Source organism: Streptomyces sp. NPDC006368 (assembly GCF_040612535.1).
Lineage (GTDB): Bacteria > Actinomycetota > Actinomycetes > Streptomycetales > Streptomycetaceae > Streptomyces.
Genome location: NZ_JBEXQK010000013.1, coordinates 86,284 through 100,333, shown reverse-complemented (window position 1 = coordinate 100,333; position 14,050 = coordinate 86,284). Strand labels below are relative to the sequence as shown.

Below are 14,050 nucleotides of genomic sequence, written 5' to 3'. Positions count from 1 at the left end.
TGTGCGGCTCCGGTGGCCGGGTGTGTCGGCCTGTCGGCCTGTCGGTTCGGTCGGTGTTCCGGCGGCGTAGAGGAGATCAGGCGCGGCGGATCACGATGTCGCCGACGCCGGTACGCGCGTGGATCTCGACGGTCTCCTCGGAGGAGGCGGGGCCCTGCGCGGTGCCGAGCGCGTTGCGGACGGTGCCGAACCCGGAGTTGACGTCCAGCCAGGCGGCGGTGGACTCGCGGATGCCGACCTCCAAGTCCCCCACGGCGGTCTGGAGCTGGAGGACGCCCCGGGCCACCTCGTCGACGCGGATGGCGCCGTTGGCGGACTTGGCCTCCACGGAGGCGTGTGCGACGCCGACCGTGATGCGGCCGTTGGAGGAGTTGGCCTTCAGGTCGCCGGTGATCTCACCGATCACGGTCTCGCCGTTGCCGTTCTTGACGGTCGCCGTGCCCGCGATCTCCCCGATGTCGATCCGGCCCGCGCCGTGGATCTCGGCGTTGCCGGCCGCCCGGTTGACGCGGATGTCGCCGTGGCCGGTGCGCAGGTTCGTGCCGGCCGCCTCGTCGAGCAGGATGTCGCCGAACGAGGTCTTGACCCGGCACTCCCCGAGCGGTCCCTCGCAGCTGTAGTCCCCCATGGGGGAGGTGGAGTTGAGGCGCGAGCCCGTCGGGAGTTCGACGGTGATGTCAATCGATCCCGGCTTGCCGAACAAGGAGCGCTTCTTCGGCCCCTTGATGGTCAGGCTGCCGTTGGCGTACGTGACCTTGGTCTGCTGCACCGCCCGTACGTCGGCCTCGTCGGCGCCGTTGCTCGGCAGCACCTCGACGACCGTGTCCTCGCGCTTGCTCGCCGCGACCCGCACGTTGCCGACCTCGAACTCGAGGATCGCGCTGATGGGCTCGGGGGTCTCGAAAGAAGGCATGGCTGTCCCGTCCTCTTGGCTCTGAAGTGTGTTTGCGCAGGTGGGGGATGGTGGGGTGGTGATGCGGCAGTGTGTGGGGGGCTAGCGGACCCAGCCCCGGTAGCTCTGGCCGTGGCGCGAGGTCCGCGCCGGCTGGGTCGGTGCGCCCGGCTCCAGGGCGAGGGCGACCGCACGTACGAGCCAGGCGTTGACGGACAGGCCCTCCTGGCCGGCCGCGTCCTCCACCCGGGCCTTGAGGTGCGCCGGGAGCCGGAAGTTGATCCGGGCGGTGCCGCCTTCGTCGCCGTCCGCAGTGAGTGGCGCCACCGGTGCCACCGATGGCGCCATCGGTGCCGCCGCTTCGGCCGGGCCCTCGCCGGGCATGTCGGGCGCGGGCGGCGCCGTCACCACGAACTCGGGGTCGAGTCCGCGCAGGCGTACGTCCACCGAACCCGGCGCCAACTCGCGGGTGATCTCGTCCGAGGCGGCGGACAGCGCGTTCAGAAGCGTCAGCCGGGCGGCCGACTCCAGGGGGGCGGTCAGCCGCTCGGCCAGGGCGCGGGCTTCGTCCCCGCCGGCGTTCGCGGCGACCGCGAGCTCACGGCGGAGGTGATCGACGTAGGGGGTCAGGTCCATGGAGAGATAGTGGCACCATAATGGCGCCATGGCAAGTCATTCTGGCGCCAGATGGCGCACCGTGGCGCCGAACGGTGCCCCCTGTGGTGCCGCCGGTGAGCTTCGTGGCGCCATGAGGTGTCATGAGGCGTCATGCGGTGCCATCGATGCCGGAGGGCGACGGTGTGCGTGCGAGCGCGCGTGTGAACTGTGCCGTATGGCGTCAAGGGCGGCGAGAGAGGTGCTCGGTAAGGCCCGGCCCGAGGCGCTGCGCGGTCCGAGCGGACCAGCCGTGCAAGAAGCAACCGGTGCCCGCCGTCGACGCCACCGTCACCGACCTCGCCACACTCTCACCGGGCGCGACCACACGTGCGACGGCGACGGGCTGGTGCCGTGCCGCGTCAGACAGCGTCGAGTGCGGTGAGCAGGCCGTCGAGTGGGGCGGGTACGCGGTCGGGGGCGAGGGCCTCGACGAGGACGTGACCGTAGCGGATCTTGCGCCCTTTCTTCGTGCCGAGGAAGCGCTGCTGCTGCTGTGCGGTGCGGCCCCGCTGTGCGGGCTGGCGCAGGAAGGTCTGGAGGGCGCCCAGGTCGCCCTCCGCCCGGACGAGTTCCTCCACCCGTGCCACGCCCAGCGTGCGGATGAGCTCGTCCTCCAGATCCGCCGCGCAGACGAAGAAGCCTTGTTGTGCCGCACCGGCCCGCTCCAAGCCGCGTGCGTAGTGGCGGCGCTCCGCCTCGTCGCACAGTCCCGTGAGGTCGAGGCCCGGACCGGGCGGCCCGAGGAGGCGGGTGAAGCGCCCGACGTTCATCGCACCACCCATCGGCAGAACGCAGACTCCTTCGGCCTCCAGGTTCCGGCCACGGCTCGCGGCCGGCGCGATGACCGCTGCGACGTCGCTCGGCCCTTCGAGCAGGGCCACTGCCCGGACGCGCAGCCGCGCGGCCAGCTCGCGCGCGGGGTCGCCGGGGCCACCGGCCGCCCACGTGGTGACCGCGTCCCGGAACGACCTCATGTCAGTCATGAGGGGAGTCTCCGCCCTTTCCGGCCGCCACGGTAGGGAATTTCCGCGACCCCCGAACCCCGGTACCGACATCGACCGTAACCGTCAATCGTCGCCCGTCGCCCGTCGCCCCGTGGCCGCGAAGGCGGCTCGGGCACCACTCGCCGGGAGAGCCCCCCGGCCCGTGCGGCGCCCTGTGCCCAGCCACCCCCCCCGGCCATGGGCGGCCGGTGCCGGCCCACCCGGGAGGAGCCCGAGAGCACCTGCACGTGATCACCGGCGGCAAGGCCGGCGCTCCGGCGACTTCCGTCGGGCGGCGGTCCGCTCCGTCTCGGCGGCGCATGGCGGGCCGGGTCTCACGGTTCGTCCGCCCGAGTGTCCTGGCGGACCGATATTGCGGCCAGGAAGTGTCCGCAATCGCCGATACCGTGACGAGCGTGGCCCTCTTCCGTCGACGTGAGGAAGCTTATGCAGCAGCAGGCTATGCAGATCATCGGCGCCCGCGAGAACAATCTCAAAAACGTGTCCGTGGAGGTGCCGAAGCACAAGGTCACGGTGTTCACCGGTGTATCGGGGTCGGGGAAGTCGTCCCTGGTGTTCGACACCATCGCGGCGGAATCCCAGCGGCAGCTGAATGAGACCTTCACCGCGTTCGTGCGGAATCGGCTGCCCAAGTACGGGCAGCCCGACGCCGACGTGATCGCGAACCTGTCGACGGCGGTGATCATCGACCAGAAGCGGATCGGGGGGAACGCCCGGTCCACCGTCGGGACGATCACCGACGTCTACGCGCTGCTCCGGCTGCTCTACTCGCGGGTGGGCAAGCCCTGGATCGGAATCTCGAACGCCTTCTCCTTCAACGACCCCGCGGGCATGTGCCCCGACTGTGAGGGACTGGGGAGCCGGGTGAAGGTCGATCTCGACAAGCTGCTCGACACCTCCAAGTCCCTCAACGAGGGGGCCATTCGGCATCCGGCCTTCAATGTCGGGGGCTGGTTCTGGAAGCTGTACGCCCATTCCGGCCTTTTCGACAATGACAAGAAGCTGCGCGACTACAGCGAGAGCGAGTGGCAAGCGTTCCTGCACGGGGCCCAGGGGTCGATCGCCCTGGACTGGCAGGGCGGCCGGATCAACTCCAAGTATGAAGGGCTGCTGGAGAAGTTCAACCGGCTCTACCTGCGCAAGGAGCCCGATGAGATGAGCGCCAAGAACCGCGTGGCGCTGGAGCGGGTCGTCACCCGGGGCCCCTGCGACACGTGCAAGGGGCAGCGGCTCAGCCAGCGGGCGCTCGGGTGCCTCATCGACGGCCGGAACATCGCCGAGCTCGCCTCCCTGGAGGTCGCCGATCTGATGGAGGCGGTCAAGAAGGTGGACGCCCCGGCGGTGTCCACCCTGACGGCCGGCCTCGTCGAGCGGCTGCAGCACCTCCTCACGCTCGGGCTCGGATACCTCAGCCTCAACCGCGAGACCTCCACCCTCTCCGGTGGCGAGTCACAGCGCATCAAGATGGTCCGTCACCTGAACAGTTCGCTTGTCGACATGGTGTACATCTTCGACGAGCCCACCATCGGCCTGCACCCCGGTGACGTGCGCAGGCTCAGCGAGCTCCTGACGGAACTGGCCGACAAGGGCAACACCGTGCTCGTGGTCGAGCACGACCGCGACATCATCGAGATGGCCGATCACGTCATCGACCTCGGGCCCGGGGCCGGACGGCACGGGGGCGAGATCGTGTACGAGGGCGATGTACGGGGCCTCACCAAGGCGGACACGCCGACCGGGCGGTTCATGCGGCGGGTCCTCCCGGTCAAGGAGCGGTTCCGGGAGCCCAAGGGACACCTGGAGGTGACGGGGGCCCGGCTCCACAACCTCAAGGACATCTCCGTACGGATCCCGCTCGGCGTGCTCACGGTCGTCACCGGGCCCGCCGGGTCCGGCAAGAGCACGCTCATCCACGACGTACTCCTCCAGCAGCACCCCTCGGCCGTCATCATCGACCAGTCCGCGGTCACCACGAACCGCCGCTCCAACCCGGCGACCTACACCGGCATCATGGACGAGATCCGCCGGCTGTTCGCCCAGGAGAACCAGGTCAGCCCGTCGCTGTTCAGCTTCAACTCCGAGGGCGCCTGCCCGAACTGCCAGGGGCACGGCATCATCTACACCGACCTCGCCTTCATGGACCCGATGATCACGACCTGCGAGGTCTGTGCGGGCATGCGCTTCACCGGGGACGTCCTGCGCCTCACCCTGCGCGGGCAGAACATCCACGACGTGCTGTCGATGAGCGCCGCCGAGGCGGCCGAGTTCTTCAACGAGCCCAAGATCGCCAAAACCCTCCGGTCGATCAACCAGGTCGGTCTCGGCTACCTCCGGCTCGGGCAGCCCCTCAACACCCTCTCCGGCGGTGAGTGCCAGCGCATCAAGCTCGCCACGGAGTTGGGGAAGAAGGGCAGCGTGTACGTCATGGACGAGCCCACGACCGGGCTTCACATGTCGGACGTCGACAGCCTCGTCCACCTCATCGACGGCCTCGTCGAGAAGGGCAACTCCGTCATCGTCATCGAGCACAATCTTGACGTCGTCAAGCACGCGGACTGGGTGGTCGACCTCGGCCCCGGCGGCGGCACCGAGGGCGGCCGGGTGATCTTCGAGGGCACCCCTGCCGACCTGGCGAAGGCCGAACACTCCCTCACCGGGCAGTTCCTCGCCGCGTCGCTGCCGACCTCCGGGGGCCGTGGCTGAGACCGGCGCGTCGCCGGCGCCCACCGGCGCGGGCGGCGAGGAGCGGACCGTTCCCAGGTACCGGCCTCACACCGTGCTCGGCGGCCGGCCTCAGACCGTGTGGCGGCCGGCGCCCGGCCGGATGCCCAGGAGCTGCTGAGCGGAGTGCTCACCCGGCTGCTGGGCCGCTGACCGAGGCGTCACGCGCGGGCCGCTCCGCGGCGGAGCGGCCCGGCTCCCGTGGCGTCACCGCCCGGGCCGGCCGCCCGGACAACTCCCGCACATAGGCGACCAGTTCGGGCGGCTCGTGCACCTCGAACTCGATACCGAGCAAGCCGATGGTGAGCGCGAGCCACTCGAGCGAGTCGGCGGCCGTACGCAGTCGGCGCGTCCGGTCGTCGACCGCCGTGAGAATCCCGTGGCGCGGCCGACCCCCGGAGCCACCTCCGCATGTGCCTCTCTTGCTCGGCTTGGAGGGGGCGTCCGCACGACCACCGGGATCGGCTTCGCCCCCCGCTGCCGGGCATGGTCGGTTTCCGGGTCCTCAGCAACCGCTTCGGGGCCACCGTGCCGGCCGTCGTGTCCACCTGGTCCGGTCCTTCCGCCCCGTGCACGCCCGTCCGGCCGGGCACGGGCGGCCGTCTCAGTGCCGGGGCCCCCGGCGCCCGGCCGGGTCCGGGGACGGAGCGTTCCGCGGGGACGTCCCCGGGGGCGGGGCGCCGGGGCGGCTGCGGGCGTCCAGGATCTGGAAGGCGCAGAGCGCGCCCAGGATGACCGCTCCGCCCACCATCTGGAGCGCGCCCACCGCCTCGCCCAGCACCACCCAGCCGAGCACCACCGCGACGACCGGGCGCAGGAGGGCGGACATGGATGCCAGACCGGCGTCGACCACGCGCAGCGCGTACGTCATCAGCCCGTGCCCCAGCAACTGGCTCACCAGCGCGTAGACGAAGATCAGGGCGTATCCCCCGAGGCTGTGCGGCAGGACGGGGTCGCTGGTCAGCATGGCCACCGGGGCCAGCATGACCATGATCACCACGGAGTTGGTGAGCATGATCAGTGTGGTCGGGATCCGCTCCCGGAGGTGCTTCGTCATCAGCAGGAACGCCGCGTACAGCGCGGCCGAGGACAGCGCGAGGGCGTCGCCCAGGAAGTGGTGGCCCCCGAGAGAGGGCCGGTTCGCCCCGCCGAGCACCACCAGGGCGCCGCCGGCGAGCGCGACCAGCACGATGACCAGCTTCGCCGGTGCGGCGCGTTGGCGAAGGACCAGCCAGCTGAGCAGCAGGACGAAGACGGGGGAGAGGTTCATGAGGAACGCGGTGTTGGCGACCGTGGTGAAGTGGACGGCCCACTGGTTGGCCAGCAGGTCCAGCCCGGCCACCAGGCTGGAGACCATCAGCAGGGACAGGTCGCGCGGCCGCATGTCGCCCAGGCGCGCCCCGCCCCCGCGAGGCACGGTGACGGCGCCGACCAGCACGGAGGCGACCACCATGCGCAGCATGAGTGTGGCGGTCGGATCGACCTCGCTCAGCCGCACGAAGATCAGTGCGGACCCCACGCCGACGGTACTGGCCGCCAGGGCCGAGTAGCCCAGGTACCGGTCGCGTGCGGCGGCTGCCTCGGGGGTGCTGTCTCGGGTCATGCCTCTTCTTCCGTGGCCGCCCGATCGCCGGGCGTGGAGACGGTGTTGACGGCGCAGTGGACGCTTCCGAACTGCTTGTGGTGCTCGTCGAACGGTACTGCGACGACGTCGACGTCGTACAGGTCGAGCAGGGGGGCCACGTCGTCGTAGGCGGCCTCCGACGTGATGGCGACGCGCTGGTCCGGGACGAAGAACGCGTTGGCCGCGAACCGTTCGATCTGCTTTGGCGACAGCGCGACGATCCGCGTGTCCGTGTCGTCCAGCGCCCGGCGCAGGCTGACCGGGGGAGCGGGACGGGCCGGTTGACCGGTGGCCGCGTCGAACCGGTGGACGGTGGCCGTCACCGCCGGGTTGTCGAGCCGCTCCTCGGCCACCAGGGCGACGCCCGGACCCACGGAGAGCCAGTGGTCGAGATGGAACTCCTCCGGACGCTTCAGGCCGTCCCGCACCTGGATGACGGGCCGGCTCTCCGTGACCAAATGGGGGATCAGCGCCTCGGCCGACTCCGGACCGGTCCGGAAGCCGCAGCCCAGGACGGCGAGGTGCTCGGCGACCGCGACGTCACCGCCCTCCAGGTGGCGCCCCTCGGCGGGCGGGACGTCCGCCCCGCGGCCCCGCAGCCGGTGCAGCAGCACCTCCATCACCGCGGTCTCGCGGGCCCGGTCACGGCGCCGGAGCCGCCCCAGGGCCAGCGGGCCCCCCAGGTCCGCGTAGTGGTCGCGCGGGAACATCAGGCCGAACAGCGGTCGCAGCACGTAGCTCTCGTACGAGGCGTCCGGGCTGATCGCCGCGATCTCCGGGTCGGCGTGCAATTCCAGGCGCGGCTGCCGTACCACGATGTCGATCAGGTCGGACTGCGCCCAGTGGGCGAACGCCCGCCGCACCCCCTCGCGCCGGCCGGGATCGTCGCAGCCAACGGCCTGTTCCGCCAGCCGGACGATCTCCTCCCGGGCGACCGACTCCAACCCCTGACGAACCGTCACCACCGGTCCGTACTTGGCGAGGGTCTCCCGCAGCGCCGCCGACTCAGCCGCCGCCCGCCGCGGGTCGTACGGCGGGTCGGACTCCATGAACAACCCCATCTCCACCGGCATCACTTCGGCCGGGTTCTGCACGATGAAGGTGGTCGATGGCATCAGTGGTCTCCCGCCAGTTCGTAGCCGTACGAGTCGAGCGTCTCCAGGACGGCGTGCTCGACGTCCTTGGTGGAGGGTCCCCGGTACCGGAAACGGCCGAGGATGGCCTCGTAACCGCCGGAACCGTCGAAGCGGTGGCCCGGCTCCGGCAGCACCTCGGCGTACAGGTGCGGCACCCGCCCGAGCATGCCGGTCCGGGAGACGAGGGTGTGGCCCTTCGGCTCCGGCAGCATCAGGAAGCCGGCGTACTCCCGCAGCTCCGGGCCGCACGCCGGTACGCCGACGGGCTCCTCGCCGAGCAGCACCCGGATCCACTGGGCGAACAGATCGACCCCGTACACCTCGTGGAGCACGAAGGGGATCTCCCCGCCGCCGACCCGCGCCCCGACCTCCAGGAACGCCAGGCCCTCGGGGTGCTGGATGACCTCCAGGTGGAAGGGGCCGTCGTCGAGGTCCAGCGCGTCCAGGCAGCGGTCGGCGAAGTCGGCGACCGCGTCGGACTCCTCGTCCTGGACCACCACGGACCCCAGCGGCTCGCCCAGCGCGAAGCCGTGGCAGGTGCCCAGGTACCGCGAGGCCAGCCGGAAGACGGTGGCGCCGCGGTGCCGCAGTCCGTCCACGTGCCAGATCGGACCGTCGAGGAACTCCTCGACCTCGTACTCCTCCCCGGGCACGCCCGACAGGTCGGGCATGGGGTCCGTGGCGCCGCGGATCACCGTGACCCCGGCGGACGCGGCACCGGTCCGCGGCTTGACGACGAGCGGACCCGGTCGGGTCCGGGCGAAGGCGGCGATGTCGGCGGCCGAGCGGACGGACGCGAAGCGCGGTACGCGCAGACCGGCCCGGGCCACCGCCTCCTTCATGACGGTCTTGTCACGGACCAGCAGGGTGGCGCGGACGTCCGGACCCGGCACACCGAGGCGCTCACGCACCAGGGCCCCGGTCAGCAGGTCGAACTCCGACAGCGCCAGCACCGCGTCGAAGCCACCCACCGCCCGGTGGCACCGCTCGGCCGCCCGCAGCACCGCCTCCCGGTCCCCGAAGGAGCCGACGGTCTCGATGTGCCCGCCTCCCTCCGGGATCATGGGCAGGTGGTCGACGACCGTCACGTACGACACCTGGTGCGCCTGGTGATCGAGGTACCGGCCGTAGTCGGCGAAGCTGTCGCTGTAGCGGTTCAGGATCAGTACACGCATGGCATCGGCTCCAGGGTCGCGTTCGCCACCAGCCGGTCGACGGCCCCGAGGGCGGCGTCCAGCCCATCCCGGTCCGCCGCCGTGACCACGGCGTGCCCGAAGCGCTGGCGGAAGTCGGTCGCGGGCAGCAGGACGGTTCCGGCGGCGCGGTTGACGGCGGCCTCCGTGCACCCGGGCAGCCGGGTCAGCCGCTCACGCAGGCCGTCGGGGTCGGTGAGCCGGGCCGGCCGCGGCACGCTGAAGAAGCGCACGCCGGCCACCCCGGTCGCCGGCCCGGGGTCCGCGACGGGCCGCCCGGTCAGGCTCAGCACCATCGCCTCCGGCAGGGAGAAGCCGTACACGGCGGAGACGAGCCGGTGGATGCGGTCGCCGCCGAGGCGCGCCCCGACCTCGATGACCGCCGGGCCCGAGGGGGTGAGCCGCGCCTCCAGGTGGAAGGTGCCGGCCGTCAGCCCCAGCGCCGCCACCGCCGCGAGCGCGACGGCCTCCAGCGCGGCGCGGTCCCCCTCCGGCAGGTCCGCCTCGACGACATGGCCGACCTCGACGAAGTGGGGCTCGGGGCCGAGTTGCTTCCCGGTCACGGCGACGACCCGCGCGCCACCCCCGGCGACGTACCCCTCGACGCTGAACTCGGGTCCCTCCAGGTACGGTTCGAGCAGCAGCCGCTCGCCGATCATCCGGCCCATGTCCTCCACCGGGCCGACCGCGGCGTCCTCGGCCAGCGTCCGGCGCAACGCCGCCAGGTCGTCCACGCGCCGCACCCGCAGGCTGCCGGAGCCGTCGACCGGCTTGAGGACGGCGGGGAAGCCCACCCGGGACGCCAGCGCCCGCAGGTCACCGGCGCTGACGTCGTCCAGGGTGAACGGCACCCCCTCGGCCACCGGGACACCGGCTCCGGCCAGCGCCTGTTCCATCCGGTACTTGTCCCCCAGGACGTCCGCCGCTTCGGGCGTGATGCCCGGCAGGGCCAGCGCCGCCGCCACCGCCGCAGCCGCCGGCACCGCGTAGTCGAAGCCCGGTGCGACGCCGGAGACGTCGTTGTCGTCGGCGAAGGCGAGGGCGGCCTTGACGAACGAGGTGGCGTCTCCGTCGACGTGCGTGGCGGTGACACCCCCGGCGAGCAGCGCGGGGGGCAGCGCGTCGAGCGGCCGGCTCGTACAGACATGGACGGGAAGCCCCAGTGACAGCGCGGCCGAGACGACGTCGAAGCCGGACGACTCCGGTTCGAGCACGAGGAACGTTCCAGGTGACACTTACTACCCCTCACTGCTCCCCGGTGGAGCACGGGCGTGCGTACGGACATCGGCCGCCTCGGGCCGTGGCGGGCGGCACGGGCCGCTCCGCCTCGGCCCCGCCGGCCCTACGACGTGACGGTGTCGGCGTGCAGTTCGGTGAAGTAGAGGCCGACGAGATCGATGAAGTTCGTCAGCAGGCGCTCGGCGGAAGCGAAGTCGCCCCAGCCCTGCACCGCCCGGTCGACCGTGGACCACATGAGGTCGTCGTGGTCGTGCGACTCGTCGTACTCGATGTGGGCCTGCGAACCCTTCACCATGTCGAGACCGAAGGCCTTGGCGGCCTTCTTGGTGATGAAGGGGTTGTACTGGTCCGAGTACCACTCGACGAACCAGTTCCAGACGGCCGTCGGCAGCGGCCCCTGCTCGTTGATGGCGAAGTACAGGTACCCCATGAGGTACTCGGTCGACGGGAACGGGCGCGTGGCGTCGACCTCCTCCTTCTCGAGGCCGAACCGCCGCAGGTCCCGGAGGAACATGCCCTCGTGGTTGTTCTCCTCCGACAGGTACTGCGCGAGCGTCGCGGCCAGCCGGTGGTCCTTCGAGCCGACCTTGTACAGGCCGTAGGCGTCGACCTCGTTGTTGAGGCGGATGCGCAGCACGGTCTCGATCAGGTGGCGCTTGTAGTAGTCGCGCTCGATCCAGGACCCCGTGTGGAACTCCCGTGCTCCGGGGACCTTTTCGAAGAGCGCTTCCATGCGCTCGGTGGCCAGCTTCTCAAGTCGTTCGCGAGACATGTTTTCCCCTTGGGTCGTCTTCATGAAGCCACGGCGGAAGAGCGGGCCCGGTCGTTGTGGGCACCGCCGGGGGACGGGCCTGGGTCCCCGCGGCGAACGCGGATCGTCGTGATCACCCCCTGTGCGTGCTTCCGTGGGACGTGACGGCTCGTTGCGGTGGAAGTGGAGGGGAACGCCCGGGTGACCAACGGGGCGGCTCGGCGGCACGGAAGCACACCTCCGCGGCGAACGCCGCGTCCTGCTCGGCCGTCAGCCTCCTCCCGTGGGCGAGCGCCGCGTCCCCGTTCCCGCTCCGCGCGGCGTGAGGGCGGCGGCCCTCGCGTAGGCGGAGGCGGTCGCGTCCGGTGCGATCGGGGCCGCGGGGGCGCCGGCCTCGGTCGACGTGTCGCGGATGGTCATCAGGGGACATGCCCGACCAGGCGCGGATCGATGAGGAGAAAGGCGGGCTCGCCATCGGCGCGCGGGACGACGTGATCGTCCCGGACCTTCTCCACGAGAGTCCCACCCATCGCCTGCCCTCCAGTCGGATTCGAGAGAAAACTAGGAGGGCGCGTCCCCGGCGCGTCCTTCATCCGTCCTCGCCAAAACGGACAGAGCGCTCGGCTCGCGAGGGGAAGCGGAAGCGGAGGGCCGCGTTCCGTGCGACGCGGGCCCGCCGGCGGCCGTATCGCGGCGAGCCGCCGGGCCGGTGGCGGGAGCTGGCCGTCCCCGGGGCGGGCGACGAGGTGGAGGCCGTGGCCGTCCCGGGGCCGGGCGGCACGGCGGCCCCTCGGGTATTTACGGGACGCGCGGTGGCAGAGGGGCTTCGGCGGACGTTCGGTGCGGTCAGGAGGCGCGGGCGGCCGAGACGCGCGGTGGGTCGACCTTGTGGTCGGCGAGGGTGTCGGTCATCGGCGCCTTCCGCCGGAGGTCGGGCGGCGCCGCCCCGGCGTCGCCGGCGAGTTGCGTGGCGTACGCGTGGAGCAGCTCGTGGATCACGTAGCGCCCCGGTTCCGACGTGCTGAGCAGATGGGCGTCGACGAGCGATTCGAGCAGGATGTCCGCATGCGCCGGGGACAGCCCGGCGAGTCCCGCGACGTTGTGCGTCTCGATGTGGTCGCCGGGGAGCCCGCCGAGCAGCCGGAAGACGCGCTGCTGCCCGGGTGACAGTCCTTCGTAGGACTGCCGGAACACCTCGGTGAGGCCGCCGTCCTCCGCCTCCAGGGTGGCCAGCCGCTGCCTGCCGGTGGTCAGACGGGACGCGAGGTGCGAGACGGACCAGGAGGGGCGGTGGCGCAGCTTGGCGGCGGCGAGCCGAATGGCCAGCGGGAGCCGTCCGCACACGTTGACGATGGTGTCCACGGCTTCGCGCTCCTGGTGCGGGCGCTTGTCCCCGATGATCCTGCAGAAGAGCTCACGGCCCTCCGCCGGCGACATCTCCTGGAGCGTGAGCTGGAAGGTGGCCATGAGATCGGTGAGGCGGTTACGGCTGGTCACGATGGTCAGGCAGCCGGGTGAGCCCGGCAGCAGCGGGAGGATCTGGTGGGTGTCGGCGACGTTGTCCAGCAGGATGAGCGCGCTGCGGTCGGCGACGAGCCGGCGCCATGTGGCGGAACGTTCCTGCAGGCTCGCCGGAATGCCGCTCGGCGAGACCCCCAGCCCCGACAGCAGAGCCCCCAGGGCCGCGTTCGGGTCCAGTGGCCGATCACCCACCGCGCGACCGCCCATGTCGACGAACAGTTGCGCGTCCGGGTACAGCGGCGCGAACTCGTGCGCGGCGTGCACCGCCAGTGTCGTCTTGCCGATGCCCGCCATGCCGTCGATCGCCACCACCGCGGGAACGGCGGCGCGCGAGCCCCCACTTGTCCGGACGTTCCGGACCGCTTCGTTCAGCAGGAACAGCTCCTGGACGCGACCGGTGAGATGAAGGGCGTCGGCCGGCAGATTGTTGTACCGAAGGGCCGGGACAATGCGTACCGGCGAAGGGAGATCGCTCACCAGAATGTGGTGGTGGAGTTCCTGGAGTTCCGGTCCCGGACTGACACCCAACTCGTCCGCGAACGTCCGGCGGGTCTGTTCGTAAACGGTGAGCGCGCGCGCCTGTGCCCCGGAACGGTACAGCGCCAGCATGAGTTGGGCCACGAGGCGTTCACGCAGCGGGTTTTCCGCCACCCATACGGCTAGTTCACCGATGGCGGACTTGTGGTTCCCCTGGGCGAGTTCGAGTTCGACGCGTTCCTCCATGACGGCGAGCCGCAATTCGTCCAGTCCGGCGACCTGCGCGCGCAGGGCCGGGCTCTCGAGCCCGGCCAGGGCCGGTCCGCGCCAGAGGCGCAGGGCCGCGCGGAACTCCTCCAGGGCTTCCGCGAGGCGACCCACCTCTCGCAACGCACGTGCGCGGGCGGCGTGTTCGGAGAAGGTCCGGGCATCGAGGCGGCATCCCTCGACCGTGAGCCGGTAGCCGTCGCCCACCAGAGTGAGCCGCTGCGCCAGCTCCGGGTGGATTTGGCGGAGGTCGGACGTGGCGTTGCGTATCTGCTTGGCGGCGGTGACCGGAGCCCGGTGGCCCCACACGGTGTCGATCAAGCGGTTCATCGAGACCGGCTTGCCGTCGGCGAGCAGCAGGGTGCTGAGGACCGTCCGGCGTTTTCGCCCGGACAGCCGTAATTGCTCCTGGCCATACCACATTTCGAGCAAACCCAGGATGCGAAATTCCAACATCGAACCCCCCGTGTCCGAAACATTGATGGGTCATTTAGGAATGTTGCTGGAATTGCGCAGTTCAGGCTACCCCCAAGTCCTATGTGTGGGTAGAGACCTTTCACTCCTCGGG

11 protein-coding genes are annotated in these 14,050 nt (G+C 71.1%); 1 reads left to right on the top strand and 10 read right to left on the bottom strand.

All coding sequences use genetic code 11. The annotated features are described in order from the left end of the window. Window positions 1–76: 76 nt before the first annotated feature. From ABZZ38_RS13200 to ABZZ38_RS13190, 3 genes are all read right to left on the bottom strand, one after another. Entirely contained in the window at window positions 77–913 is an 837-nt protein-coding gene (locus ABZZ38_RS13200; RefSeq protein ID WP_356738856.1) for a DUF4097 family beta strand repeat-containing protein, read from the bottom strand. 81 nt (window positions 914–994) lie between these two features. Then, window positions 995–1,528: a hypothetical protein gene (locus ABZZ38_RS13195; RefSeq protein WP_356738854.1), complete on the bottom strand. Its 534-nt coding sequence runs from the start codon at window positions 1,526–1,528 to the stop codon at window positions 995–997. Window positions 1,529–1,908: 380 nt separating this feature from the next. Beyond that, entirely contained in the window at window positions 1,909–2,532 is a 624-nt protein-coding gene (locus ABZZ38_RS13190) for a TOPRIM nucleotidyl transferase/hydrolase domain-containing protein (RefSeq protein WP_356738852.1), read from the bottom strand. A gap of 447 nt (window positions 2,533–2,979) precedes the next feature. Between ABZZ38_RS13190 and ABZZ38_RS13185 the strand changes: the two genes are divergently transcribed. Beyond that, on the top strand, window positions 2,980–5,256 hold the full coding sequence (locus ABZZ38_RS13185) for an excinuclease ABC subunit UvrA (RefSeq protein WP_356738850.1): 2,277 nt from the start codon (window positions 2,980–2,982) through the stop codon (window positions 5,254–5,256). A 148-nt stretch (window positions 5,257–5,404) separates the two neighbouring features. On the opposite strand, the gene ABZZ38_RS13180 is transcribed toward ABZZ38_RS13185, so the two are convergent. The 7 genes from ABZZ38_RS13180 to ABZZ38_RS13150 form a co-directional block, all read right to left on the bottom strand. Then, a complete protein-coding gene (locus ABZZ38_RS13180; RefSeq protein WP_356738848.1) occupies window positions 5,405–5,569 on the bottom strand; it encodes a hypothetical protein in 165 nt (54 codons plus the stop codon). A gap of 309 nt (window positions 5,570–5,878) precedes the next feature. Beyond that, on the bottom strand, window positions 5,879–6,877 hold the full coding sequence (locus ABZZ38_RS13175; protein WP_356738846.1) for an EamA family transporter: 999 nt from the start codon (window positions 6,875–6,877) through the stop codon (window positions 5,879–5,881). After that, window positions 6,874–8,013, bottom strand: a complete 1,140-nt coding sequence (locus ABZZ38_RS13170; RefSeq protein ID WP_356738844.1) for an arginine deiminase family protein — start codon at window positions 8,011–8,013, stop codon at window positions 6,874–6,876. The genes ABZZ38_RS13175 and ABZZ38_RS13170 overlap by 4 nt, the downstream gene beginning before the upstream one ends. Further along, the gene (locus ABZZ38_RS13165) at window positions 8,013–9,209 is read right to left on the bottom strand and encodes a hypothetical protein (protein ID WP_356738842.1); all 1,197 of its coding nucleotides are present in this window, start codon (window positions 9,207–9,209) and stop codon (window positions 8,013–8,015) included. The genes ABZZ38_RS13170 and ABZZ38_RS13165 overlap by 1 nt, the downstream gene beginning before the upstream one ends. Continuing rightward, entirely contained in the window at window positions 9,197–10,462 is a 1,266-nt protein-coding gene (locus ABZZ38_RS13160; protein WP_356738840.1) for an ATP-grasp domain-containing protein, read from the bottom strand. Before ABZZ38_RS13160 ends, ABZZ38_RS13165 begins: the two co-directional genes overlap by 13 nt. Window positions 10,463–10,569: 107 nt before the next feature. Continuing rightward, window positions 10,570–11,238, bottom strand: coding sequence for an iron-containing redox enzyme family protein (locus ABZZ38_RS13155; protein WP_356738838.1), 669 nt, complete (start codon window positions 11,236–11,238; stop codon window positions 10,570–10,572). A gap of 825 nt (window positions 11,239–12,063) precedes the next feature. Further along, a complete protein-coding gene (locus tag ABZZ38_RS13150) occupies window positions 12,064–13,905 on the bottom strand; it encodes a BTAD domain-containing putative transcriptional regulator (RefSeq protein WP_356738940.1) in 1,842 nt (613 codons plus the stop codon). Between the last annotated feature and the right edge of the window lie 145 nt (window positions 13,906–14,050).

Bases quoted from the DNA above. Each gene is read 5' to 3' on its own strand.
- ABZZ38_RS13200 (WP_356738856.1), bottom strand. From the start codon at position 913: ATGCCTTCTTTCGAGACCCCCGAGCCCATCAGCGCGATCCTCGAGTTC.
- ABZZ38_RS13155 (WP_356738838.1), bottom strand. From the start codon at position 11,238: ATGTCTCGCGAACGACTTGAGAAGCTGGCCACCGAGCGCATGGAAGCG.
- ABZZ38_RS13195 (WP_356738854.1), bottom strand. From the start codon at position 1,528: ATGGACCTGACCCCCTACGTCGATCACCTCCGCCGTGAGCTCGCGGTC.
- ABZZ38_RS13175 (WP_356738846.1), bottom strand. From the start codon at position 6,877: ATGACCCGAGACAGCACCCCCGAGGCAGCCGCCGCACGCGACCGGTAC.
- ABZZ38_RS13170 (WP_356738844.1), bottom strand. From the start codon at position 8,013: ATGCCATCGACCACCTTCATCGTGCAGAACCCGGCCGAAGTGATGCCG.
- ABZZ38_RS13165 (WP_356738842.1), bottom strand. From the start codon at position 9,209: ATGCGTGTACTGATCCTGAACCGCTACAGCGACAGCTTCGCCGACTAC.
- ABZZ38_RS13150 (WP_356738940.1), bottom strand. From the start codon at position 13,905: ATGTGGTATGGCCAGGAGCAATTACGGCTGTCCGGGCGAAAACGCCGG.
- ABZZ38_RS13185 (WP_356738850.1), top strand. From the start codon at position 2,980: ATGCAGCAGCAGGCTATGCAGATCATCGGCGCCCGCGAGAACAATCTC.
- ABZZ38_RS13190 (WP_356738852.1), bottom strand. From the start codon at position 2,532: ATGACTGACATGAGGTCGTTCCGGGACGCGGTCACCACGTGGGCGGCC.